This is a genomic window from Streptomyces sp. NPDC050504 (assembly GCF_044458065.1).
Classification (GTDB): domain Bacteria; phylum Actinomycetota; class Actinomycetes; order Streptomycetales; family Streptomycetaceae; genus Streptomyces.
The window spans coordinates 626,300-650,365 of the sequence record NZ_JBITHO010000004.1 but is presented as its reverse complement, the minus strand read 5'-3'; the positions used below and the strand labels follow the sequence as shown (position 1 = coordinate 650,365).

Genomic DNA, 24,066 nt, shown 5'->3' with positions numbered 1-24,066 from the left:
CTGAGTGAAGGTCAGGCGTAAGCTCGGGCATATGCGTACTGCGGTTTCCTGGGGATCTTTAGCCGATTCAGCAGAAGTGCCCGCCGGCCTGGGGAGGGGTGCCCGATGAGCGACAGTGGTGCGGTGCTCGCATGGCTGGTGATACGGCAGGACGACGGCGGCAACCGCTACCGCGTGGGTCGGTACGCGACCAGGGACGAGGCGCAGAAGATCGTCGACAGTCTCGGTGACAGGGCGCACAAGCAGCTCTACTGGGTGGAGCGGATCGGGCAGCCCGCGCGCTGAGCGGGCCGCCCGGGGCCGCATCGGGCGGCCCCGGGGCGTGCCGGGTCCGGGGCGCGCCCCGTGTCGCGCCCCGGACCGCACCCCGCGTTACGCTCCGGCGCATGAGCGATCGTGTCGTGGTGGCCGGAGCCGTGTTCGACCGGGGGCGGCTGCTGGCCGCGCGCCGCAGTGCCCCGCCCGAGCTGGCCGGCCGCTGGGAACTGCCCGGCGGCAAGGTGGAACCGGGGGAGAGCGCCGAGGAGGCGCTGGTACGGGAGTTGCGCGAGGAGCTGGGGGTGCGGACGCGCCCCGTCGAGCGGATCCCCGGGGAGTGGGCGCTGAAGCCGGGGTACGTGCTCCGGGTCTGGACGGCGGTCCTCGCGCCGGGCGAGGGAGCGCCGCGGCCGCTGGAGGACCACGACGAGCTGCGCTGGCTCGGGCCGGGCGAGGTCGACTCCGTGGACTGGCTGGAGCAGGACCGGGAGGCGGTGGCGGAGGCGGCGCGCCGCTTGCGGGAGCGGGAGCGCGACTGAGGGGCGTGGTTCCCTCGCGGGGGTCGGTGCCCGTTGCGCGGGGGCGCCGTTTTTCGCCTGCGGCGGGCAAGTCCCCTCCCCGCGCCTTCCCGAAACCCTGCCGGGGGCTGGGTGGGGTGGCTTGTGGCGAGCCCGCTCGGGGTGGGTGGGTCGGTGCGGCGTGTGCCCCACTCTCGCGCAGTTCCCCGCGCCCCTGGCGGGGCGCACCTGTGCTCGCGCCCGCGCGGCGGAGCCGCACATCGGACACAGCCCCGCGCCCCTAGCGGGGCGCCCCCGGGCTCGCGCCCACGCGGCGGAGCCGCACAGTGGGCACGGCCCCGCGCCCCTGAAGGGGCGCGGGGCCGTGCGCGGCCAGCCCACCACCGGGCCGCAGGTCGGCACCCCGCCCCCGCCCCCCGGAGGGGGAGTCCGGGGCGGGGGATACGCCGTTCGTGCCACCGTGCGCCCACTCGCTCTTTCGCAGGGATATCTGACCCCGAATATCGGGTATGTGCTGATTAACCCCCCGAAATAGGACGCGGTACCCCGCTGCCTCTTCTGGTCTTGGGAAGTGATCGGCGTGATCGACACCGAAGGCGACTGCGCCGAGTGGACCTTCCCCGCTGAGCCGGGCGCGGTCAGGACGGCCCGGCACGCCGTCCGCGACGCCCTCCGGTCGTGGGGCCTCGACGCAGCCGTGGGGGACATCGCGGTCCTGCTGGTCAGCGAGCTGGTGACCAATTCCCTGCGTTACGCGTCGGGACCGATCGGCGTCCGCCTGATGCGCGGCGTCCCCGGCGCCGCGCTCCTCGTGGAAGTCTCCGATCCCCTTCCGGATCCACCCCGCGAACGCGTGGCCGGGCCCGATGACGAGGGGGGCAGGGGGTTGCAGATGGTGGCCTGCTCGTCCCGCCGCTGGGGGACGCGTCGCGGAAAGACGGGCAAGACGGTGTGGTTCGAGCTGGCCCTACCTGGTTAGAAGTGGGGATGGGACATGTCGATCACTTGGATGCGAAGTCTGGCTGAAACAGACTGAGATCGTCCTGTGATCGTGAACGCCGTGCCGGTGGGGGCCGTGGTGCTGAATACTTCGGGCAAGGCCGGTCCGGTGCGGTGAGCTGGAGGGGACGGTCGCGTGAGCGAAATACCTGAGACTGCGGTGGCTGCGGGCGACATCGTGTGGCAGAGCAGCCCACCCGGCTCGATGTACGACTACATCAAGGTCGCCTCCTTCTCGATCGGATCCGACGGACTGGTCGAGCAGTGGAGCAGGCGCGCCGCCGACCTGTTCGGGCTGTCCGCGGAAGAAGTCGTGGGCAAGGACCCGGTCGAGGCGTTCCTGCCCGCCGAGTTGCGCACGGGCGGGCACCGCAAGGTCGCCGAGATCCTGGACGGCAAGGAGTGGACCGGCCTGGTCCCGTTCCGGATGCCGGGCGGCCGCAGGGCGCACGGCGTCGCCGAGGTCTACGTCATGCCGAGCGAGGTCCGCGGCGGCGAGCGGGCCGCGCTCTGCGTCGTCGTCGACGTCAGGGCCCTCCAACAGATCGAGACGGACCTCGCCGCCTCGCAGGCAATTTTCGGCCAATCTCCCTTCGGCTTCCTGTTGTTCGGCCCCGACCTCACGGTCCGCCGCGCCAACCGGCGCTTCGCCACCGTCTTCGGCGGCGACCCCGACGCACACAAGGGCCGCACCGTCCACGACTACCTGCCCCGCCCCGAGGCGGAGCGGATGACCGCCGCGCTCAAGCGGGTCCTGGAGACCGGGGAGGCCGTCAACGACCTCCAGATCATCGGCACGGCCCCTGGCTCCACCGACCGCAGGCACTGGTCGATCAACCTCTACCGGGTGCACAGCGCCTCCGGCCGCGCCATCGGCGTCGCCGGCCTGGGCACCGACGTCACCCGCCGCCAGATCGCCGCCCGCGAGGCCGCGTCCACCCGGCGCAACCTCGCCCTCCTCAACGAGGCGAGCGCCCGCATCGGCAACTCCCTCGACCTGGAGAGCACCGCGCGCGAACTCCTCGACGTCGCCGTGCCCGGCTTCTGCGACCTCGCGTCCGTCGACCTCTTCCAGGGGCTGCTCATGGGCGACGAGGCGCCGCCCGGACGCGTCGACGGCAGCGCCGAACTGCGCCGCGTCGCCTTCGCCAGCGCGGTCTCCGACGTCCCGCTCGCCTCGGCAGGCTGCCCGGACTCCGGCGCGACCGAGGTCGGCGCCGTCCACCGCTACCCCTTCGGCTCGCCCTGCGCCCGCGCCCTGCGCGCCGGGCGGATCAAGGTCGTGCCCGGCGCGGACGGCAGCCTCGTGCAGTCCACGCTCGCCGTGCCGATGGTCGCGCACGACACGGTCGTCGGGCTTGCCCAGTTCTCCCGTACGAAGGGCAGCGAGCCCTTCGGCGAGCGCGACCTCGCCCTCGCCGTCGAACTGGCCGCCCGCGCCGCCGTCTGCATCGACAACGCCCGCCTCTACCGGAGGGAGCACGAGCGCGCGCTGATCCTCCAGCGCAGTCTGCTCCCGCCCGGCGACCCCGAGGCCGCCGGGCTCGACATCGCCTGCCGCTACCTCCCGGGCAACACCGCGACCGAGGTCGGCGGCGACTGGTTCGACGTCATCGAACTGCCGGGCCACCGCACCGCGCTGGTCATCGGCGACGTCATGGGCCGCGGCCTGCGGGCCGCCGTCGCCATGGGCGAACTGCGCACCGCCGTGCGCACCCTCGCCCTCCTCGACCTGGAGCCCGCCGAAGTGCTCTCCGCGCTCGACGAGATCGCCCGCGGCCTCGGCACGCCCGGCGGCACCCAGCAGGCCTCCCGCGTCGCCCGCGGGTCGCGCGACGCCGACCTCTCCGAGGTCTACCTCGCGACGTGCGTCTACGCCGTGTACGACCCCGTCACCCGGCGATGTACGTTCGCCAACGCCGGGCACCTCCCGCCCGTCCTCGTCGAGCCGGGCGAGGCCGCGCTCATGCTGGACGTGCCGCCCGGGATGCCGCTGGGCGTCGGCGGCGAGCCCTTCGAGGAGGTCGAGGTCGAACTCCCCGAGGGCGCGCTGCTCGCCCTCTACACCGACGGGCTCGTCGAGTCCCGCGACCATCCCCTGGACGAGGGGCTGCGGGCCTTCCGAGCCGCCCTCACCGGGCCCGCCGAGCGGCCCCTGGAGGACGTCTGCGACCACGTCCTGAACACCCTCGACACCCGGCACGGCGAGGACGACATCGCGCTCCTCATGGCCGAGGTGCGGGGCATGCCGACGGAGGCCGTCGGGGACTGGCAGCTGCCCCGCGAGCCCCGCTCGGTCGGGCGCGCCCGCGAGCTGTCCCGGGGGCAGCTCATCGCCTGGGACCTGGAGCCGCTGGTCGACACCGTCGAACTGCTCGTCAGCGAACTCGTCACCAACGCCCTGCGGTACGGGGAGGGCGAGATCCGGCTCCGGCTGCTGCGGGACCGGACGCTGGTGTGCGAGGTCTGGGACGCGGGGCTCGTACAGCCGCGGCGGCGGCGGGCGCGGGACACCGACGAGGGCGGGCGGGGACTGCAGTTGGTGGGGCTGTTGAGCGCGGCGTGGGGGGCGCGGAGGACTCCTCGGGGGAAGACGGTGTGGTTCGAGTTGCCGTTGCCCGACGGCGAGGGGTCGGCGGAGCCGACGGTTGAGCAGCTCCTGAGCATGTTCTAGGGCGGCGCCCTGGGGCTGCCCTGGGGCCCCGTTGCGCGGGGTTCTGGGGCGAGCCCGCTCGGGGTGGGTGGGTGTGTGCGGCATCTGCCCCACTCTCGCGCAGTTCCCCGCGCCCCTAGCGGGGCGCACCTGTGCTCGCGTCCGCGCGGCGGAGCCGCACATCGGACACAGCCCCGCGCCCCTGGCGGGCCCAGGGCGACTTCTATGGGTTCTTCAGGGCTGCCAGTCTTGCTGCTACCTCTGCCTCGTCGCCCAGGCCCTCCAGTTCCTCGAACTGGGCGTCCAGGGACGACGACGCCAGTTCCTGGCTGCCCAGGGCCCTGGCCTCCTCCCGTCGGACCTTGTCCTCGAAGCGGCTCAGTTCGCTCGTCGGGTCCAGGACGTCGATGCTCTTGACCGCGTCCAGCATCTGGTTCTGCGCCTCGGCCGACCGCGCGCGGGCCACCAGCTCGTCGCGCTTCGCCGTCAGTTCGCCCAGCTTGGACTTCATGCGGGTCAGGCCCGTCTTCAGCTGGTCGACCACCTCCGTCTGCGCCGCGATCGTCGGCTCCGCCGCCTTCGCCTCGCGCTCGGACTGGAGCTGGCGCTGGAGCGCGACCTTCGCCAGGCCGTCGAACCTGTCCGCCTCCGCCGCCGCGCCCGACCGCCGCAGCTCGTCCGCCTTCCCGCTCGCCGCCAGCGCCTTCTCGCCCCACTCCCGGGCGGCCGCCACGTCCTCCCGGTGGTCCTGCTCCATCAGACGCAGGCCGCCGATGGTCGTCGCCACCGCCTGCTCGGCCTCGCCGATGTTCGCCGTGTAGTCGCGGATCAGCTGGTCCAGCATCTTCTGCGGGTCCTCCGCCTGGTCCAGCAGCGCGTTGATGTTGGCCTTCGCGAGCTGGGTCACACGGCCCAGGATCGTCTGCTTGGTCATCGGGTGGCTCCTTGCGAGCGGTGGGTGGTGAGAACGTGGACGTGGACGTGCCGTCAGAAGCGGCCGCCGCCTCCCAGACGGCCGCGCGTCCCCCCGCCCCCGAAGCTCCCGGGACCGCCGCCGCCCCCGCGTCCCTGTCCATGGCCCCCGCCCCTCCCGCCCCCGTTCAGGAGGCCGCCGAGAATGATTCCGCCGAGGACCGCGCCGTTCAGTCCGCCGCCCGGTTGAAGTACACCGCCCGACCCGTTCGGGTTCCCGAATCCGCGCACCTCGTTCTCGGCCAGCTCCTGCGCCTGCCGGGCCAGGGCGTCCGCCGTCCGGGCGTCGGCCAGCGCCTCCCGCGCGTCACCGGACTCCGGCGCGCCCGACGACCCCGCCCGCTCCAGCCTCCGCTGCGCCTCCGCCAGCCGCGTCCTCGCCTCGCTGCCGACCGCGCCCCGGTGCGTCGCGATGTAGTCCGCCGCCGCCCCGACGCTGGAGCGCGCCGCCAGCAGCGCCTGGTCCAGCAGGTCGCGGGCGCGCCGCTGCCCCTGCTCCCGTTCGCGCGCCCCGGCCAGCGCCTCGTCGAGCGCCGCGTCCGCCTCCTCGACCCTGCGCAGCGCGTCGATCGGGTCGTGCCGCCCCGCGGCCAGCTCGCCGCGCACATCGGCCAGTACGGACTCCGCACGGGCGATCCGGCCCCGCAGGTCCGCCGTCGGCGCGTCCGGTGCCGTCCCCGTCAGCAGCCCGCGCGCGTCCGCCAGATCGGTCTCCGTCTCGGTGAGCGCGCCCGGCAGCCGGTCCGCCGCGTCGGCCAGCTCCCGCGCGCGCCGCTCGACGGCCGCCACGAGCGTGCCCGCCTGGTCGACGGCGCCCTCGACCGCCCGTACGTACACCGCAGCCCTGCCGTTGTCGCCCTCGTCCAGCGCCTGGCGCGCGCTGCCCAGACCGGTCGTCGCGAAGACGAGGCGGTCCGTGGCCTGCTCGACGTCGTCCGCGACGGGCGCCGCCGCCGAGTCCGCGTACCGCTCGCGCATCGCCGCCAGCGTCGAGTCCGCCGCCGCGACCCGCCCCGTCAGCTCCCGGAACGCCGCCTCGGCCGCCGCCACCGCCCGCGGCGCGTTGCGCTCCAGCGCCCGCAGCCGGTCGAAGGCGTCCGACTCGGAGTCCAGGCGGCCGTGCGCACCGGCACACCTGGTCAGGATCTCGTCCAGCATGCGGCGCCGGGTCGCGTCGTCCTCGGGGAACGCGTCGTCGAGCTGCTGGCGCAGCCGGAACGCCGCCGTCAGCTCGCCCTTGGCGTACGCCAGCGCGTCCGTGAACGGCTTCGCCGCGGCCTCCCCGAACTGGGCGGTGGCGAAACCCAGTTCCTCCTCGCTGGTGCGCACCGCGTCGTCGGTCTCCACCAGCGCCGTCCTGGCCCGCCTGTCCAGCTCGGGCAGTGGTTCGAGCGGTTCCCCCGCGGCCGCGGGCCGCCCCCGGGTGCCCCCGGGCGAGCCGTCCGCGCCCTTCTTCCTGCGCCTGCTGTACGCGTACGTCGCGACCGCGCCCGCCCCGCCGACCGCGACCAGCGGCACCACCAGGTCGCCCGCGCCCGACGAGCCGCCCCCGGCGGAACCGCCCGGGTCGGCCTCGCCCGGAGTGATCGCGGGGGCGGGCACCGGCTTCCCGGCGAGCACCGCGCGGAAACCGTCCGCCGCGCCGATCGCCGCGCCCGCCCAGTCGTTCTGCCGCAGCGCGGGCACGATCGCGGCGGACGCGACCTCGTCCAGCCGGGCCTGGGTGAGCGGGCCGCCGGACTCGGCGGAGTAGGCGTAGGTACGGTCGCCCGTGGCGACCGCGAGGAGCACGTCCGCGCGCCCCAGCCCGTTGCGGGCGGCCGTCGCGTCGGCCCAGCTCTGCCCGGGGCGGCCGGAGAAGCTCCGTACGTACACCACGAAGAGCTGGACGCGCCGGTCCTCGTACAGCCGGTCGAGCGCGGCCGCCACCTGCGCCCCGCGGTCGCCGAGCGCGCCCGTCCTGTCGGTGATCTGGCCCTGCTTCGAGAGCGCGACCGGATCCTCCGCGCGGGCCTCGCCGGGCGCGGACAGGACCGTCAGGCACAGCGCGGCGAGCACGGCCGGCAGGAGCCTGAGGGCCAGGGCCGTGCGGGCGCGGAGACTGCCGGGGGCCTGCGTCACATTTCGGAGCCTATGCCGCCGAATCGGGCGCCGCGACCGGGAGGCCGGGCACCCCTCGCCGGGACGGGGGAGGCCCGGTGGCCCGCCCCTCGGCGCGCTCTCAGACCAGCTTCGTCAGGAGCAGCTCCGCGTCCTCGGGCGTCAGCTCGATGCCGAAGACGTCCGCGAGGACCTTGGGCACCTCGGTCGCCTCCAGTTCCCGCCGCTCGTGCGACGGCTCGGCGCCGGGCGCCAGCGTGTAGAGGGTGCGGTTGTCGAGGACGTACTGGCGGTCGGGGTGGATCCGCTGGACGAAGAGGCGGTGGCTGAACGGGGAGTGCGGGTTCGAGGCCACGTAGTGGTTTCCGACGCGGTAGTCGACCGGGTAGTGCGGCGCGAGCGTGAAGGTGTGCCGCAGCGTCCAGCCGTCGCCGGTGTTGTCGGTCTCGCCCTCGCGTGCGGGGTGGTAGAGCGCGTAGCCGTCGGCGCCGGGGGTGATCTCGCGGCGGCGCAGCCGGTAGCGCCAGACGCCGTCCGACACGTCGGTGGAGTCCGTCAGCTCGATCGGCACGAGCGGGCTCGTACCGAAACCGACGTCGCTCAGCCACCGCTTGCCGTCCACCTCGATCAGCAGCATGGCGTGCGTCTTGGGCCTGGCCTGCTCGGCGCCCATCTGCACGCGGCCCTGGATGCCGTGGAACGCGAAGCCGATGCGCTCCAGCGCGGCGGCGTACAGCAGGACGTGCTCGTAGCAGTAGCCGCCGCGCGCGCCGTCGACCAGCTTCGCCTGGAGGCGGTCCAGGGCCAGGTCGACGTCCTGGCGCAGCACCGCGTCGATGTTCTCCCAGCGCAGCGTGAGCACGTGGGCGCGGTGCAGCGCGCGCAGCGTCTCCAGGGTGGGGGTGCGGTCCCCTTCGTAGCCCAGGCGTGCCAGATAGGCGTCCAGATCGAATGCGTCGCCGTGCCACATGGCGGACTCTCCCCGTGTCGTGTCGTGATCCTCAACCGCGCGTACGACACGTGCAGCGCCCGCCGATCCGCCGGTATTCCGTCAGTCGCGGCGCCGCCTGATCTTGTCGCCGAGCCAGACCAGCGGGTCGTACTTGCGGTCCACGGTCCGCTCCTTCAGCGGGATCAGGGCGTTGTCGGTGATCCTGATGTGCTCGGGGCAGACCTCCGTACAGCACTTGGTGATGTTGCAGTAGCCGAGCCCGTGCTCGTCCTGCGCGGTCCGCTTGCGGTCCAGGCCGGTCTCGGCCGCCGCGTCCAGCGGGTGCATGTCCAGCTCGGCGACGCGCATCAGGAAGCGGGGCCCGGCGAAGGCCGTCTTGTTCTCCTCGTGGTCGCGCACGACGTGGCAGGTGTCCTGGCACAGGAAGCACTCGATGCACTTGCGGAACTCCTGCGGGCGGTCCACGTCGACCTGCCGCATCCGGTACTCGCCGGGCGCGACGCCCTCGGGCGGCACGAAGGCGGGGACCTCGCGGGCCTTCTCGTAGTTGAACGAGACGTCGGTGACCAGGTCCCGTACGACGGGGAAGGCCCGCAGCGGGGTGATCGTGACCGTCTCCGCGGGGTCGAAGACCGACATGCGGGTCATGCACATCAGCCGGGGTCTTCCGTTGACCTCGGCGCTGCACGAACCGCACTTGCCCGCCTTGCAGTTCCAGCGCACGGCCAGGTCGGGGGCCTGGGTCGCCTGGAGCCTGTGGACGATGTCGAGGACGACCTCGCCCTCGTTGACGTCGACCGCGAAGTCCTGGAGGCCGCCGCCCTTCGGATCGCCGCGCCACACCTTGAAGGCCGCTCGGTAGGAGGTCCCGGTCACTCGTACAACTCCTCGTCGGCGAGGTACTTCACCAGCTCCTCCTTCTCGAACAGGGAGAGCAGATCGGCACGGATGGGTTCGGTGGTCCTGCGCACGAGCTCGATCTGGCCGCGTACGGGGTCGGTCGCGGCGAGCCCGCCGGTCGGGTCGGCGAGGCGGCAGTGCAGGTTGACCCGCCGCCACTGCCGGTCCATCGCGGGCCGGTCCTCGCGGGTGTGCCCGCCCCGGCTCTCGGTGCGCTCCAGGGCGGCGCGCGCGATGCACTCGCTGACCAGCAGCATGTTCCTGAGGTCCAGGGCGAGGTGCCAGCCCGGGTTGAACTGCCGGTGGCCCTCGACCCCGGCCCGCCTGGCGCGGACCCGGAGCGCGGCCAGCTTCTCCAGGGCCAGCTCCATCTCGGGCTCGCGCCTGATGATGCCGACCAGGTCGTTCATGGCCTGCTGGAGTTCCTGGTGGAGGGTGTACGGGTTCTCCGGCAGCGCCCCCTCGTCGGCGGCGGGCTCGGCGCTGAACGGGCGCAGCGCCTCGGCAGCCGCCGTGTCGATCTGCGTCTCGTCGACGACGGGGCGCACCGGCAGGCCCAGCGCGTACCCGGCGGCGTGCAGTCCCGCCCGCCGCCCGAACACCAGCAGGTCGGAGAGGGAGTTGCCGCCGAGCCGGTTGGAGCCGTGCATGCCGCCGGCGACCTCGCCCGCCGCGTACAGCCCGGGGACGTCCAGGGCGGCCGCGGTGTCGGAGTCGACGGCGATGCCGCCCATCACGTAGTGGCAGGTGGGGCCCACCTCCATCGCCTCGGCGGTGATGTCGACGTCCGCCAGTTCCTTGAACTGGTGGTACATGGAGGGCAGTCGGCGCTTGATGGTCTCGGCGGGCATCCGGGTCGACACGTCGAGGAATACGCCGCCGTGCGGGGAGCCGCGACCCGCCTTCACCTCGGCGTTGATGGCGCGGGCGACCTCGTCGCGCGGCAGCAGTTCGGGCGGGCGCAGGTTGTGGTCCGGGTCCTCGTACCAGCGGTCGCCCTCCTCCTCGGTGCTCGCGTACTTCTCCTTGAACACGTCGGGGACGTAGTCGAACATGAACCGCTTGCCCTCGGAGTTGCGCAGGACGCCGCCGTCGCCGCGCACCGACTCGGTGACCAGGATGCCCTTCACGGACGGCGGCCAGACCATGCCGGTCGGGTGGAACTGCACGAACTCCATGTTGAGCAGCGGCGCCCCGGCGAGCAGTGCCAGCGCGTGGCCGTCGCCGGTGTACTCCCAGGAGTTCGACGTCACCTTGAAGGACTTGCCGATGCCGCCGGTCGCCAGGACCACCGAAGGGGCTTCGAGCACGAAGAAGCGGCCGGTCTCGCGCTCGTAGCAGAACGTCCCGGCGACCCGCTCGTCCTCCTTCAACACCCTTGTGACCGTGCACTCCTGATAGACCTTCAGGTTCGACTCGTAGTCGCCGGTGGCGCGGAAGTCGGCCTGCTGGAGCGCGACGATCTTCTGCTGGAGGGTGCGGATCAGTTCGAGTCCGGTGCGGTCGCCGACGTGGGCGAGGCGCGGGTACTCGTGGCCGCCGAAGTTGCGCTGCGAGATCCGCCCGTCCTTCGTGCGGTCGAACAGCGCGCCCCAGGTCTCCAGCTCCCAGACCCGGTCGGGGGCCTCGCGCGCGTGCAGCTCCGCCATGCGCCACTGGTTGAGGAACTTGCCGCCGCGCATGGTGTCGCGGAAGTGCACCTGCCAGTTGTCGCCCGCGTTCACGTTGCCCATCGCGGCGGCGATCCCGCCCTCCGCCATCACGGTGTGGGCCTTGCCGAAGAGGGACTTGCAGATGACGGCGGTGCGCGCGCCGCGCTCCCTGGCCTCGATGGCGGCGCGCAGTCCCGCGCCGCCCGCGCCCACCACCACGACGTCCCACTGCTGCCGTTCGAGCTGCGTCATCTCAGAGAGCACCCATCAGAAGAGGCGGGGGTCGTCGAAGGCCCCGGTCGCGAGCAGGTACACGTAGAAGTCGGCGGCGGCGACGCTGATCAGCGAGGCCCAGGCGAGCTGTGCGTGACGGCCGTTGAGCACGCCCACCCAGCTCCACAGCCGGTAGCGCACCGGGTGCTTGGAGAAGTGCTTGAGCCGCCCGCCGACGACGTGCCGACAGGAGTGGCAGGAGAGGGTGTACGCCCAGATCAGCGCGATGTTCACCAGGAAGACCAGGGTGCCCAGGCCCATGTGCCCCCACGCGTAGTGCTCGTCGCGGAAGGCGAGCACGGTGTCGTACGTGAGGATCCCGGCGACGGGGAGCGCCGCGTAGAAGAAGTACCGGTGGACGTTCTGCAGGATCAGCGGGAAGCGGGTCTCGCCGCTGTACTTCGCGTGCGGCTCGGCGACCGCGCAGGCCGGGGGAGAGGCCCAGAAGCCCCGGTAGTAGGCCTTGCGGTAGTAGTAGCAGGTCAGCCGGAAGCCGAGCGGGAAGACCAGGATCAGCAGGGCGGGCGAGAGGCCCCACCAGCCGCCGAACACCTCCCAGTTGGGTCCCGAGCGCATCGGCTCGCAGTTCTCGGCGACGCACGGCGAGTAGAACGGCGAGACGTAGGGCGCCGCGTAGTAGTCGTCGTTCGCGAAGGCCCGCCACGTCGAGTAGACGACGAACGCGAAGAGGCCCGCCGCGGTCGCGGCGGGCGCCAGCCACCAGCGGTCCGTCCTGAGGTGCCGGGCGGGCACGGCGGCGCGCGTCGCGCCGTGCACCCCGCCCGCGGTCACGTGAGGGGGTTCGGTGCCTGTCGACAAGGGTCGTCTCCTCGGGCCTAGGGGGCGCGCCGATCGCGTACGCCGAGGCCCTCGTCGTCGCAGGGCCCGGCGGCGGTCCACAGCGAGCTGTCGTACGGGGTGTCGGGAATGGTGACCAGGTCGTCGCGGTGCGGCTGCGCGGGGACGGCGGTCGGCCCGTCGGGCCGGGGTGGCGGCGGGGGCGCGTCGCGCGCCGGGGCGACGCTCCGCTCCAGCCGTTCGACCGCGCGCACCAGTTCGTCCAGGCGGCGCCGCACGTCCGTCAAGTCGTCGTGCAGGGACATGACTTGCCCTCACTTCCGCGGTGGCGGGTGGCAACGCTCATGCGCCTGCGAGTGTCGCGCGTCACATACCTCGTTGTGAAGGGATGTGCACGGATTGCTGATGTGCGGGGTGCGGAACGCGCCCCCCGCGTTCCGCCGGGCCGGGCTCCCCGCGTTCCGCCGGGACCGGCTCCCCGCCCCCGCTGGGCCGTACGGGTGGCGCTTGGGCCGCACGGGTGGCCTTCGTCCGCCGCGCCGCCGTGTCGACGGCCGCTCCCCGACCCCGTCCACTTCAGTGGTGGGTCGATAGGTGTGATCATCGCGAAATGCCACGATCAAGGACGAAGAGGTACAAACCATGTCCCACGTCGGCGCCGACTCCGGGAGAACACGCCCCCGCCCCCGGACCAGCTCCCGGACCCTCAGGTCGGCCGTCTTCCTCGCCACAGGGGTGCTCGCGCTGCCCCTGCTCACCGGCTGCGGCTCGGCCGACGAGGACGCCGCGGCCGCCACCGCGCCCCAGGACATCGCCCCCGCGGGCCGGGAGCTGACCGCCGACGGAGGCACCGTCCGCTGGGCCGTCGACAAGATGCCCAGCACCCTCAACGCCTTCCAGGCGGACGCGGACGGCACGACGGGCCGCATCGCCGGCGCGGTGCTCCCCTCCCTCTTCACCCTCGACGAGCGCGGCAGGCCGCTGCGCAACCCGGACTACCTGGAGTCCGCCGAGGTCGTCGAGCGCGAGCCCAAGCAGGTCGTGCTCTACAAGCTCAACCAGCAGGCCGTCTGGAGCGACGGCCGGGAGATCGGCGCCCCCGACTTCGTCGCGCAGTGGCGCGCGCTGTCCGGCCGCGACTCCTCGTACTGGACCGCGCGCAACGCGGGCTACGAGCGCATCGAGAAGATCGAGCGCGGCGCGAACGACCTGGAGGTGCGGGTCACCTTCGGCAAGCCGTACGCCGACTGGCGCGCGCTGTTCACCCCGCTGTACTCCAAGGGCGTCATGGGCACGCCCGACTCCTTCAACGACGGCGCCCGCGCCACCCTCAAGAACTCGGCGGGCCCCTTCCAGCTGCGCAGCATCGACAAGGACGCGAAGACCACCACGCTGGTCCGCAACCCGCGCTGGTGGGGGCGGCCCGCCAAGCTCGACCAGCTGGTGCTGACCGCGGTGCCGCGCGCGGCCCGCGCCGCCGCGCTCGCCGCGGGCAAGGTCGACGTCGCGGAGATCGACCACGCCGACGCGGAGCGCATCGAGCTGGCCGTGCGGGACTCGAAGCAGGGGACGGGGAAGGGGAAGGCGGGCGGGAACACCGGCGCCGCCGGGCCCCAGGCACTCGACCACGGGCCCGCCGCCGAGCTGACGCCCGCGCAGGCCCTCAAGTCCTGGGCGCAGCTCCACAGCGAGGACGAGGAGGAGGCGGACGCCGCCCGGCTGGCCCGCAAGCGGACCGCGCTGGCCGTCGCCGCGTACGCCACCGAGCAGCGGGCGCTGCGCGGCTTCGTGATCCGCAGGTCCCTGGAGCCCGCCTACACCCAGCTCGCGCTGAACGGCGAGTCGGGGCCGCTGGCGGACGAGCGGGTGCGCCGCGCGGTGGCCCGCGCCCTGGACCGCGAGGAGCTCGCGGAGACCGTGCTGAAGCCGCTCGGCCTGCCCGCGGTCCCGCTCGGCAGCCACCTGGCGCTGGCCGGGCAGGAGGCGTACGGCGACGGCAGCGACGCGCTCGGCAGCCAGGACGCCCAGGAGGCCAGGGCGCTGCTCGCCGACGCGGGCTGGACGCCCGGCGGCGCCCGCAGGACCGCGCGGGGCGCCACCGAGGCGGCGGCGGGGTCCAAGGCGAAGGCGGCCGGGGAGGGCGCGGCGGACGAGGCCAGCGACGAGGGCACGTACATCGTCGGCGACGACTCCAAGCCGGGCGCGGCCCGGCCCGGCGCGGCCAGGCCCGACGACTCCAAGCCCGGCGCGGCGCGGCCCGGCGCGGGGCGGCCCGTCGCCAACCCGGGACCCGACACCGTCGCGGGCACCCGCGTGCTCGCCCCCGCGCCCGCCGCCGCGCTCCAGGGCGCCGCGGTCCTGCGCCAGGCGGACGTGCTGGCCGGGGCCGCGGCCCGGCGCGCGGTCGCCGGCTCCGACGGCACCGCCGCGCGGGCCGAGGGCGCGCCCGTGCGGGAGAAGAAGCCCGGCGGGATGGCGGGCGCCTACGCCCCGGTCGGCACCGCGGCGCCCGGGCCCGCCGCCGGGCCCGCCGCCGGGCCGCTCGGCAAGGACGGCAAGCCGCTCACGCTGCGCTTCGTGCTCCCCTCGTCGCCGGGTTCGCAGACGCTGCGCACGGTGGGCGAGCACATCGTGCGGATGCTCGACGGGGTGGGGATCCGCACCGAGGTCACGAAGGTGGCCGACGACAGCTACTTCAAGGACCACATCGCGTCGGGGGAGTACGACCTGGCGCTCTACTCCTGGCCGGGCACCGCCTACCCGGCGACCGACGCCCGCCCGATCTTCGCCAAGCCGGAGCCCGCGAGCGACGGCTCCCTCCAGGTCGAGCAGAACTACACCCGGGTCGGCACGGACCACATCGACCAGCTCTTCGACCAGGCGCTGGGCGAACTGGACGAGGAGGCGTCCCGCGACCTGGTGCGGAAGGCCGACGCCAGGATCTGGGCGGCCGCCGGGTCGATCCCGCTCTTCCAGCGCCCGGAGCTGGTGGCGGCCAGGCCCGACGTGGTGAACGTGGGGGCGTTCGGCTTCGCGGCACCGCGTTATCAGGACATCGGATTCAAGAAGCCCGAGACGGGGCAGAAGGCGGAGAAGTAGCACTCCCCCCGCGTACGGCCCGTAAGGCCCCGCAAGCCCCCACAAGGCCCTTTAAGGTCGGGTGACCGGGAGAACCCGCAGGTCAAAACCTCAGATGCAGCTCAAGTCCCTTGCCCGCCGACCCCTCGGCGGGCAAGGTCGTGGACAGCCTCCTCAGACCCGGGCGGCAGCGGTGACCGGCAGGCCCCCACAGCCTCGCCGACGTGTGGAACACGGGCGTGACCTCGGTGGACGCCCACCGGAACAGCAGCCCTACGGCAGCTGAAGAACGATCGAAGAGCGGCCGAAGACCGGCGTACGAAAAAGGCCCGGCAAGCCCCTTGCCGGATGGCCACGTACGATGGGACGAGCCGTGGCGTGTCCGCCCGGCGGGCGTTCGAGGACCAAAGTGACGCCTGATCCCACGATCCGAGAGAAGCGCTAGCCAGCATGCCCACGCGCCACGACATCCGTAACGTCGCCATCGTCGCCCACGTCGACCACGGCAAGACGACCATCGTCGACGCCATGCTCAAGCAGGCGGGGGCGTTCGCCGCCCACCAGCTGGAGTCCGTCGACGACCGCGTCATGGACTCGAACGACCTGGAGCGTGAGAAGGGCATCACGATCCTCGCCAAGAACACGGCGGTGAAGTACCACCCCAAGGACGGCGGGGCGCCCATCACGATCAACATCATCGACACCCCCGGCCACGCCGACTTCGGTGGCGAGGTCGAGCGCGGTCTGTCGATGGTCGACGCCGTCGTGCTGCTGGTGGACGCCTCCGAGGGCCCGCTGCCGCAGACCCGCTTCGTGCTGCGCAAGGCCCTGATGCAGCGCAAGCCCGTCATCCTCTGCATCAACAAGACGGACCGCCCGGACTCCCGCATCGACGAGGTCGTCAACGAGACCTACGACCTCTTCCTCGACCTGGACGCCGACGAGGACCAGATCGAGTTCCCGATCGTCTACGCGTGCGGCCGTGACGGCATCGCGTCCCTCACCAAGCCCGAGGACGGCACCGTCCCGGCCGACTCCACCAGCCTGGAGCCGTTCTTCTCCACGATCCTGGAGCACGTCCCGGCCCCGGCGTACGACGAGGAGGCCCCGCTCCAGGCCCACGTCACCAACCTCGACGCCGACAACTTCCTCGGCCGCATCGCGCTGCTCCGCGTCGAGCAGGGCGAGCTGCGCAAGGGCCAGACGGTCGCGTGGATCAAGCGCGACGGCACGGTCTCCAACGTGCGCATCTCCGAGCTGATGATGACCGAGGCGCTCACCCGCAAGCCCGCCGAGGTGGCGGGCCCCGGTGACATCTGCGCCGTCGCCGGCATCCCGGACATCATGATCGGCGAGACGCTGGCCGACCCGGAGAACCCGATCGCGCTGCCGCTGATCACGGTCGACGAGCCCGCGATCTCCATGACCATCGGCACGAACACCTCGCCGCTGGTCGGCCGCGGCGGCTCGGGCAAGGGCGCGGACGCCAAGGCCGCGGTCAAGGACCGCAAGGTCACCGCCCGCCAGGTCAAGGACCGGCTGGACCGCGAGCTCGTCGGCAACGTCTCGCTCCGCGTCCTGGACACCGAGCGCCCCGACGCCTGGGAGGTGCAGGGCCGCGGCGAGCTGGCGCTGGCCATCCTGGTCGAGCAGATGCGCCGCGAGGGCTTCGAGCTGACCATCGGCAAGCCGCAGGTGGTCACCAAGCAGGTCGACGGCAAGACGTACGAGCCCGTCGAGCGCATGACCGTCGACGTGCCCGAGGAGCACATGGGCGCCGTCACGCAGCTCATGGGCGTCCGCAAGGGCCGCATGGACAACATGTCGAACCACGGCTCCGGCTGGGTCCGCATGGAGTTCGTGGTGCCCTCCCGCGGCCTCATCGGCTTCCGTACGGAGTTCCTGACCAACACCCGCGGCACGGGCATCGCCCACTCCATCCACGAGGGCCACGAGCCGTGGTTCGGCACCCTGACGACCCGTAACAACGGTTCGCTGGTCGCCGACCGCGCGGGCGCCGTCACCGCCTTCGCGATGACCAACCTCCAGGAGCGCGGCGTGCTCTTCACCGACCCGGGCACCGAGGTCTACGAGGGCATGATCGTCGGTGAGAACTCGCGCTCCGACGACATGGACGTGAACATCACCAAGGAGAAGAAGCTCACCAACATGCGCTCCTCCTCCGCCGACTCCTTCGAGGCGATCGTGCCGCCGCGCAAGCTCTCCCTGGAGCAGTCCCTGGAGTTCTGCCGCGACGACGAGTGCGTCGAGGTGACCCCGGAGGCCGTGCGCATCCGCAAGGTCGTCCTGGACCAGAAGGAGCGCGGTCGCGCCGCGTCGCGCGCCAAGCACAACTGACGCGCTACTCGCCAGTAGCTCAGGGCCGGGGCCCCCGCAGACGTTGCGGGGGCCCCGGCCTTTCGTCAACCGGGTTTAGCCCGCCCGACGTCCGGTATTCGGTTATCGCTCTCCGGAACATGCGGTAACGGTCCGTTTCGGGGGCGTCTGTCTGTGATCGCTTTGTCCGGATTTCGGGCACCAAGGGGTAGGTGATGTTGTCAAAACGAGACCCTTTAAGTGTGGTTTACGGCCCGGACGTACTTAATAGTTGGCTCCATTGAGCTCGGGTCAATGGGTCACGCACTGTGGGGAGTGCCGACTCACGAGCACACTCGGGGCACCGAACAAGATCGCCGTCAGGGGTGTCGGCTTTCTTCCCTGTGCCCCTCTTGTAGTGACAAGTGGACTCATGAGGAGGAACCCATGCGCGGTGCCAAGAGCGCCAAGTGGGTCGCGGGTGCGATCGTCGTCGCCCTGGCTGCGACCGCCTGTGGTGGCGGCAAGGACAGCGGCAACGACATGAACGAGGGCAAGGCCGACCCGAACGGGATTCTGGTCGCCCAGCTGAGCGAGCCGCAGAACCCGCTGCAGCCGGCGAACGCCAAGGAGAGCCAGGGCAGCCGCGTGCTGCGCGCCCTCTTCTCGGGTCTCGTCGACTACGAGCCGGGCACCGGCAAGCTCCAGATGGTCAACGCCGAGTCGGTGACGCCGAACGCGGACTCGTCCGTGTGGACCGTCAAGCTGAAGCCGGGCTGGAAGTTCCACGACGGCACCCCGGTCACCGCGAAGTCCTACGTGGACTCGTGGAACTGGTCGGCCAACACCAAGAACAACCAGACCAACTCCAGCTGGTTCCAGGACATCAAGGGCTACGCCGACGTCCACCCGGAGAAGGGCGCCCCGAAGAAGACCGAGATGGAGGGTCTGAAGGTTCTCGACGAGAACTCCTTCTCGATCACCCTGAACGGTCCGGTCTCGTACTTCGCGTACAAGCTCGGCTACGACGTGTGGTCCCCGCTGCCCGAGGCGTTCTTCAAGGACCCGAAGGCCGCCGGCCAGAAGCCGATCGGCAACGGCCCCTACAAGTTCGTCTCGTGGGACCACAACAAGCTGATCAAGGTTCGCAAGTTCGACGGCTACACCGGGCCCAACAAGGCCAAGAACGGTGGCATCGACTTCAAGAACTACACCACCGCCGACGCCGCGTACTCCGCGCTCCGCTCGGACCAGCTGGACTGGATCGAGCAGGTTCCGGTCACCTCGCTGAAGAACTACAAGCAGGACCTCGGCGACCGCGCGATCGACCAGGAGTACTCCGCGGTCCAGTCGATCGTCCCGGCGTTCTACACGCCGCAGTTCAAGAACATCAACCCGAAGGTCATCCAGGGCCTGTCGATGGCGATCGACCGTGACACGATCACGAAGACCGTCCTCAACGGCACCCGTAGCCCGGCCGACTCCTACGTCGCCCGCGGCGTCCTCGGGTACAAGGCCGGCGCGCTGGGCGACGTCGTCAAGTACGACCCGGCGAAGGCCAAGGCCCTCATCGCCGAGGGCGGCGGCGTCCCGGGCAACAAGATCTCGATCCAGTTCAACGCCGACCAGCCGCACAAGGCGTGGGTCGACGCGGTCTGCAACTCGATCCGCCAGGCCACCCAGGTCGAGTGCATCGGCGACTCGAAGCCGGACTTCGCGACCGACCTGAACGCCCGTGACGGCAAGAAGGTCAAGTCCATGTACCGCGGCGGCTGGGTGCTCGACTACCCGGTCAACTCGAACTTCATGCGCGACCTGTACGGCACGACGGCGGCCGGCAACACCTCCGGCTACTCCAACAAGGAGTTCGACGCCCTGACGGCCAAGGCCGACAAGGCGAAGACCCTCGAAGAGACCGTCAAGATGTACCAGGACGCCGAGCAGCTCCTGAAGGCCAACATGCCTTCCATCCCGCTCTGGTTCTACAAGGTCAACTCGGGCCAGTCGAAGAAGGTCTTCGGCAAGATCCCGTACGGCCAGGACGGTGACCCGCTCTTCACCGAAGTCCAGGTCAAGGCCAAGAAGTAAGTTTCAGGACCAGCAGGCCGGTGCCGTCGCCCGTGCGAGGACGGCGGCACCGGCCCGCAGGCGTAGGCCCGTCAACTCTCCCCCCACCACCCTGAGGCGGAGAATCCGCGCTGGCCGCCGCCGACCCCTCACGGCATGGAGGCATGATGGGGCGCTACGTCGCTAGGCGACTGCTCCAGATGATCCCGGTGTTCCTCGGGACCACTCTGTTGATTTTCCTTATGGTCCACATCCTTCCCGGTGACCCCATCCGGGCGATGTGGGGTGACAAGGCGGCCGACCCCGCACAGGTCGCGGAGCTGCGTCACAAGTTCGGGCTCGATAAGTCGCTGCCCATGCAGTACCTGGATTACATGGGCAACCTGTTCCAGCTCAACTTCGGCGAGACCTTCGGCGGCCGGCCGGTCTGGGACGAGATGTCCCGGGCGTTCCCGGTCACCATCCGGCTCACCATCGTCGCGCTGGTCATCGAGCTGATCGTGGGCCTCGGCCTCGGCGCCTGGGCCGGCCTCAAGGCGGGCAAGGCCCCGGACACCGGCGTGCTGCTGTTCACGCTGGTCGTCATCTCGATCCCGGTCTTCATCCTCGGCTACCTCGCGCGCTTCTTCTTCGCCGACACACTCGGCTGGGTCGCGCCCAACGTCGAAGACTCGAACGACATCACGCAGCTGTTCCTGCCAGGGTTCGTCCTCGCCATGCTCTCCATGGCGTACGTGGCACGCCTGACCCGCACCACCTTCGCGGAGAACCTGCGTGCCGACTACATGCGCACCGCGCTGGCCAAGGGCCTGCCCCGCCGCCGCATCGTCGGCGTGCACCTGCTGCGCAACTCGCTGATCCCGGTCGTCACCTTCGTGGGCACGGACGTCGGCGCCTTCATCGGCGGCGCGGTCGTCACCGAGGGCATCTTCAACGTCCAGGGCGTCGGCAACCTGCTGTACCGGGCGCTCCAGCAGCGCGAGGGCTCCACCATCGTCGGTGTGGTCACCGTGTTCGTGCTGGTGATCCTGCTGATCAACCTGATTGTCGACCTGCTGTACGCGGTCCTGGACCCGAGGATCCGGTATGCCTGACGTGACCAAGTCCAAGACCGACGCGGCCGTCGACACCGTGGCCCCGCCGAAGGCCGACCCGGCCGCCGCCCCCGCGGCCCCGGAGAAGCAGGGCAAGCCCCGCGGCCTGTGGGGCGACGCCTGGTACGACCTGCGCCACCGCCCGATGTTCTGGGTCGCGGCCTCGCTGCTCGCGCTGCTGCTGCTGATCGCGGCCTGGCCGGGCCTGTTCACCAGCGCCGACCCGCGCGCCGGCGACCTGACGAACCACTACCTGAGCAAGCCGGAGCTGGGGAAGTTCTTCCAGCCCGAGTGGTTCGGCTACGACACCCAGGGCCGGTCGATCTACGCCCGCGTCATCTACGGCACCCGCGCCTCGATCCTCGTCGGCGTCGGCGTGACCATCGCGATCACCCTCATCGGCGGTCTGCTGGGCCTCGTCGCCGGCTACTTCGGCGGCTGGATCGACTCGATCATCTCCCGCATCACGGACATCTTCTTCGGCCTGCCCTTCCTGCTCGGCACGATGGTCGTCCTGAACGCCTTCTCCGAGCGCAAGGTGTACGTGGTGATCGCGGCCCTCGCCTTCCTCGGCTGGACCTCGATCTGCCGCGTGACCAGGGCGTCGGTGATCACCGCGAAGCAGGCGGACTACGTGACCGCGGCCCGCGCGCTCGGCGCCAGCACCAGCCGGATGCTCTTCCGCCACGTGCTGCCCAACGCGCTCGCCCCGACCATCGTCGTCGCCACGATCGCGCTCGGCGGCTTCATCTCCGCCGAGGCGACGCTGTCCTACCTGGGCCTGGGTCTCGCCGACCCGACCATCTCGTGGGGCATCGACATCTCGTCGGGCAGTGAAGAGATCCGTAACAACGTGCATGTGCTGCTCTTCCCGGCCGGCATGCTCAGCCTCACGGTCTTCGCGTTCATCATGCTGGGCGACGCGGTCCGCGACGCCCTCGACCCGAAGCTGCGCTGAGGAGGGCGTACGTGACCACCATCGAAAAGACCAGCAGCGCCCCCTCGCCCGGTGCGGGCGACGACGGCACGCAGCCGCTGCTCGAAGTGCGCGACCTGCACGTCGAGTTCCACACCCGTGACGGTGTCGCCAAGGCGGTCAACGGAGTCAACTACTCCGTGAGCGCCGGCGAGACCCTCGCCGTGCTCGGCGAGTCCGGCTCCGGCAAGTCCGTGACCGCGCAGGCGATCATGGGCATCCTGGACATGCCGCCCGGCAAGATCCCGCAGGGCCAGATCCTGTACCGCGGCGAGGACATGCTCACCATGTCCTACGAGGAGCGGCGGAAGATCCGCGGCCAGAAGATCGCGATGATCTTCCAGGACGCGCTCTCCTCGCTGAACCCCGTCCTCTCGGTCGGCTACCAGCTCGGCGAGATGTACCGGGTGCACCAGGGCCTCTCCAAGAAGGAGGCCAAGGCCAAGGCCATCGAGCTGATGGACAAGGTCAAGATCCCGGCGGCCGCCGCCCGGGTCGACGACTACCCGCACCAGTTCTCCGGCGGCATGCGCCAGCGCATCATGATCGCGATGGCGCTCGCCCTGGAGCCCGACCTGATCATCGCGGACGAGCCCACCACGGCGCTCGACGTGACCGTTCAGGCGCAGGTCATGGACCTGCTCGCGGAGCTCCAGCGCGAGTACAACATGGGTCTGATCCTGATCACCCACGACCTCGGCGTCGTCGCCGACGTCGCGGACAAGATCGCCGTGATGTACGCGGGCCGCATCGTCGAGACCGCCCCGGTGGACGAGCTCTACAAGCGCCCGGCCCACCCGTACACCCGCGGTCTGCTCGACTCGATCCCGCGCCTGGACCAGAAGGGCCAGGAGCTCTACGCGATCAAGGGCCTGCCGCCCAACCTGCTCAAGATCCCCACGGGCTGCGCCTTCAACCCGCGCTGCCCCAAGGCCACGGACCTCTGCCGGACCGAGATCCCGAAGCTGACGCCGGTCACCGAGCAGGACGGCCGTGAACTGCCGGGCCGCGGAAGCGCGTGCCACTTCTGGAAGGAGACGATCCATGGCTGAGCTGAACAAGAAGGACGACGCCGTGGACGCGACCCCGAACGTCACCGAGGTCGAGACGGTCGAGGCCGCCTCCGAGACCGCCGCGATCGCGGCGCTCGACGCCAAGGTCGACCGCGGGGAGCCGATCCTCCAGGTGCGCAACCTGGTCAAGCACTTCCCGCTGACCCAGGGCATCCTCTTCAAGAAGCAGATCGGCGCCGTCAAGGCCGTGGACGGGGTCTCCTTCGACCTCTACCAGGGCGAGACGCTGGGCATCGTCGGCGAGTCCGGCTGTGGCAAGTCCACCGTCGCCAAGCTGCTGATGACGCTGGAGACGGCGACCGCGGGCGAGGTCTTCTACAAGGGCCAGGACATCACCAAGCTGTCCGGGCGCGCGCTGAAGGCGGTCCGCCGCAACATCCAGATGGTGTTCCAGGACCCGTACACCTCGCTGAACCCGCGCATGACGGTCGGCGACATCATCGGGGAGCCGTTCGACATCCACCCCGAGGTGGCGCCCAAGGGCGACCGCCGCAGGAAGGTCCAGGAGCTCCTGGACGTCGTCGGCCTGAACCCCGAGTACATCAACCGCTACCCGCACCAGTTCTCCGGCGGTCAGCGCCAGCGCATCGGCATCGCCCGCGGCCTGGCCCTGAACCCCGAGATCATCATCTGCGACGAGCCGGTCTCCGCGCTCGACGTGTCGGTGCAGGCGCAGGTCATCAACCTGATGGAGAAGCTCCAGGACGAGTTCAACCTCTCCTACCTCTTCATCGCGCACGACCTGTCGATCGTGCGGCACATCTCGGACCGGGTCGGGGTCATGTACCTCGGCAAGATGGCCGAGATCGGCACGGACGCGCAGATCTACGACCACCCGACGCACCCCTACACCCAGGCGCTGCTGTCGGCGGTCCCGGTCCCGGACCCGTCCATGCGCGAGGGCCGCGAGCGGATCATCCTCACCGGTGACGTCCCGTCCCCGGCGAACCCGCCGTCCGGCTGCCGCTTCCGTACGCGGTGCTGGAAGGCGCAGGACAAGTGCGCGGAGGAGATTCCGCTGCTCGCGATCCCGGAGCGGTTCAAGAGCTCGGACTCGCCGGCCGCGCACGAGTCGGCGTGCCACTTCGCCGAGGAGAAGGACGTCGTGCACGCGGCGTAACACCGCGCTGTGCGCGTATCGGTGGGCCGTCGTTCCCTACGGGGAGCGGCGGCCCACCGCCGTATGCGCCTACGCGGCGCCCTCCAGGGCCGTGCGGACTTCGTGGCGGAGAGGAAGAACGACGCGCCCAGCGCGTACACGTCCGCTTCCGGCGTCGGTACGGCGGCCCCGCTCTCCAGGACGCTCCGCGAGATCTCCGGGGCCTCGTAGTGGACCAGGCAGCCCCGGTACGGGAAGGCGTAGGCCGCGGGGACCTCGCCGCCTCGC

Annotated in this window: 19 protein-coding genes; 12 read left to right on the top strand and 7 right to left on the bottom strand. The window is 71.4% G+C overall.

The features are described from left to right. The first annotated feature begins 105 nt into the window (after positions 1–105). The 4 genes from ACIBNE_RS18190 (at position 106) to ACIBNE_RS18175 (ending at position 4,449) form a co-directional block, all read left to right on the top strand. Positions 106–285, top strand: a complete 180-nt coding sequence (locus ACIBNE_RS18190; RefSeq protein WP_399272585.1) for an SPOR domain-containing protein — start codon at positions 106–108, stop codon at positions 283–285. Between the two features lie 101 nt (positions 286–386). Next, the gene (locus ACIBNE_RS18185; protein WP_399272583.1) at positions 387–797 is read left to right on the top strand and encodes a (deoxy)nucleoside triphosphate pyrophosphohydrolase; all 411 of its coding nucleotides are present in this window, start codon (positions 387–389) and stop codon (positions 795–797) included. Between the two features lie 550 nt (positions 798–1,347). Further along, positions 1,348–1,755, top strand: coding sequence for an ATP-binding protein (locus ACIBNE_RS18180; RefSeq protein ID WP_399272581.1), 408 nt, complete (start codon positions 1,348–1,350; stop codon positions 1,753–1,755). A gap of 156 nt (positions 1,756–1,911) precedes the next feature. Further along, a complete protein-coding gene (locus tag ACIBNE_RS18175) occupies positions 1,912–4,449 on the top strand; it encodes a SpoIIE family protein phosphatase (protein ID WP_399272580.1) in 2,538 nt (845 codons plus the stop codon). A gap of 202 nt (positions 4,450–4,651) precedes the next feature. On the opposite strand, the gene ACIBNE_RS18170 is transcribed toward ACIBNE_RS18175, so the two are convergent. The 7 genes from ACIBNE_RS18170 to ACIBNE_RS18140 all read right to left on the bottom strand — a co-directional run bounded on the left by ACIBNE_RS18170 (position 4,652) and on the right by ACIBNE_RS18140 (position 12,380). Further along, on the bottom strand, positions 4,652–5,362 hold the full coding sequence (locus ACIBNE_RS18170) for a PspA/IM30 family protein (RefSeq protein WP_399272579.1): 711 nt from the start codon (positions 5,360–5,362) through the stop codon (positions 4,652–4,654). 53 nt (positions 5,363–5,415) lie between these two features. Further along, entirely contained in the window at positions 5,416–7,521 is a 2,106-nt protein-coding gene (locus tag ACIBNE_RS18165) for a TPM domain-containing protein (protein ID WP_399272577.1), read from the bottom strand. A gap of 100 nt (positions 7,522–7,621) precedes the next feature. Beyond that, on the bottom strand, positions 7,622–8,470 hold the full coding sequence (locus ACIBNE_RS18160; RefSeq protein ID WP_399272574.1) for an arylamine N-acetyltransferase: 849 nt from the start codon (positions 8,468–8,470) through the stop codon (positions 7,622–7,624). 81 nt (positions 8,471–8,551) lie between these two features. Further along, complete coding sequence (locus ACIBNE_RS18155; RefSeq protein WP_399272573.1) at positions 8,552–9,328, bottom strand: succinate dehydrogenase/fumarate reductase iron-sulfur subunit; 777 nt, start codon at positions 9,326–9,328, stop codon at positions 8,552–8,554. After that, entirely contained in the window at positions 9,325–11,256 is a 1,932-nt protein-coding gene (locus ACIBNE_RS18150) for a fumarate reductase/succinate dehydrogenase flavoprotein subunit (protein WP_399272571.1), read from the bottom strand. Before ACIBNE_RS18150 ends, ACIBNE_RS18155 begins: the two co-directional genes overlap by 4 nt. A 15-nt stretch (positions 11,257–11,271) precedes the next feature. Continuing rightward, positions 11,272–12,096, bottom strand: coding sequence for a hypothetical protein (locus ACIBNE_RS18145; protein ID WP_399272569.1), 825 nt, complete (start codon positions 12,094–12,096; stop codon positions 11,272–11,274). 17 nt (positions 12,097–12,113) lie between these two features. Beyond that, positions 12,114–12,380, bottom strand: coding sequence for a hypothetical protein (locus ACIBNE_RS18140; RefSeq protein ID WP_399272567.1), 267 nt, complete (start codon positions 12,378–12,380; stop codon positions 12,114–12,116). A gap of 337 nt (positions 12,381–12,717) precedes the next feature. On the opposite strand from ACIBNE_RS18140, the gene ACIBNE_RS18135 reads away from it, so the two are divergent. From ACIBNE_RS18135 to ACIBNE_RS18100, 8 genes are all read left to right on the top strand, one after another. After that, complete coding sequence (locus ACIBNE_RS18135) at positions 12,718–15,174, top strand: ABC transporter family substrate-binding protein (protein WP_399272565.1); 2,457 nt, start codon at positions 12,718–12,720, stop codon at positions 15,172–15,174. Between the two features lie 429 nt (positions 15,175–15,603). Next, positions 15,604–17,511, top strand: coding sequence for a translational GTPase TypA (gene typA / locus ACIBNE_RS18130; protein WP_399272563.1), 1,908 nt, complete (start codon positions 15,604–15,606; stop codon positions 17,509–17,511). 405 nt (positions 17,512–17,916) lie between these two features. Next, positions 17,917–19,557 carry an ABC transporter substrate-binding protein gene (locus tag ACIBNE_RS18125; protein WP_399272561.1) on the top strand — a complete coding sequence of 547 codons (1,641 nt, stop codon included), beginning with the start codon at positions 17,917–17,919 and terminating at the stop codon, positions 19,555–19,557. Between the two features lie 146 nt (positions 19,558–19,703). Continuing rightward, positions 19,704–20,630 (top strand): ABC transporter permease, encoded by a 927-nt coding sequence (locus tag ACIBNE_RS18120; RefSeq protein WP_399272560.1) that lies wholly within the window; start codon positions 19,704–19,706, stop codon positions 20,628–20,630. Continuing rightward, complete coding sequence (locus ACIBNE_RS18115; protein WP_399272558.1) at positions 20,623–21,588, top strand: ABC transporter permease; 966 nt, start codon at positions 20,623–20,625, stop codon at positions 21,586–21,588. Before ACIBNE_RS18120 ends, ACIBNE_RS18115 begins: the two co-directional genes overlap by 8 nt. A gap of 11 nt (positions 21,589–21,599) precedes the next feature. Then, positions 21,600–22,658, top strand: coding sequence for an ABC transporter ATP-binding protein (locus tag ACIBNE_RS18110; RefSeq protein WP_399272556.1), 1,059 nt, complete (start codon positions 21,600–21,602; stop codon positions 22,656–22,658). Beyond that, positions 22,651–23,799, top strand: coding sequence for an ABC transporter ATP-binding protein (locus tag ACIBNE_RS18105; protein ID WP_399272553.1), 1,149 nt, complete (start codon positions 22,651–22,653; stop codon positions 23,797–23,799). Before ACIBNE_RS18110 ends, ACIBNE_RS18105 begins: the two co-directional genes overlap by 8 nt. Positions 23,800–23,862: 63 nt before the next feature. Continuing rightward, complete coding sequence (locus tag ACIBNE_RS18100; RefSeq protein WP_399272552.1) at positions 23,863–24,009, top strand: hypothetical protein; 147 nt, start codon at positions 23,863–23,865, stop codon at positions 24,007–24,009. The last annotated feature ends 57 nt before the right edge of the window (positions 24,010–24,066 follow it).

Coding starts and splice junctions, on each gene's coding strand:
- ACIBNE_RS18190 (WP_399272585.1), top strand. CDS start 106: ATGAGCGACAGTGGTGCGGTGCTCGCATGGCTGGTGATACGGCAGGAC.
- ACIBNE_RS18185 (WP_399272583.1), top strand. CDS start 387: ATGAGCGATCGTGTCGTGGTGGCCGGAGCCGTGTTCGACCGGGGGCGG.
- ACIBNE_RS18170 (WP_399272579.1), bottom strand. CDS start 5,362: ATGACCAAGCAGACGATCCTGGGCCGTGTGACCCAGCTCGCGAAGGCC.
- ACIBNE_RS18160 (WP_399272574.1), bottom strand. CDS start 8,470: ATGTGGCACGGCGACGCATTCGATCTGGACGCCTATCTGGCACGCCTG.
- ACIBNE_RS18150 (WP_399272571.1), bottom strand. CDS start 11,256: ATGACGCAGCTCGAACGGCAGCAGTGGGACGTCGTGGTGGTGGGCGCG.
- ACIBNE_RS18140 (WP_399272567.1), bottom strand. CDS start 12,380: ATGTCCCTGCACGACGACTTGACGGACGTGCGGCGCCGCCTGGACGAA.
- ACIBNE_RS18135 (WP_399272565.1), top strand. CDS start 12,718: ATGTCCCACGTCGGCGCCGACTCCGGGAGAACACGCCCCCGCCCCCGG.
- typA (WP_399272563.1), top strand. CDS start 15,604: ATGCCCACGCGCCACGACATCCGTAACGTCGCCATCGTCGCCCACGTC.
- ACIBNE_RS18125 (WP_399272561.1), top strand. CDS start 17,917: ATGCGCGGTGCCAAGAGCGCCAAGTGGGTCGCGGGTGCGATCGTCGTC.
- ACIBNE_RS18120 (WP_399272560.1), top strand. CDS start 19,704: ATGGGGCGCTACGTCGCTAGGCGACTGCTCCAGATGATCCCGGTGTTC.
- ACIBNE_RS18115 (WP_399272558.1), top strand. CDS start 20,623: ATGCCTGACGTGACCAAGTCCAAGACCGACGCGGCCGTCGACACCGTG.
- ACIBNE_RS18105 (WP_399272553.1), top strand. CDS start 22,651: ATGGCTGAGCTGAACAAGAAGGACGACGCCGTGGACGCGACCCCGAAC.
- ACIBNE_RS18100 (WP_399272552.1), top strand. CDS start 23,863: ATGCGCCTACGCGGCGCCCTCCAGGGCCGTGCGGACTTCGTGGCGGAG.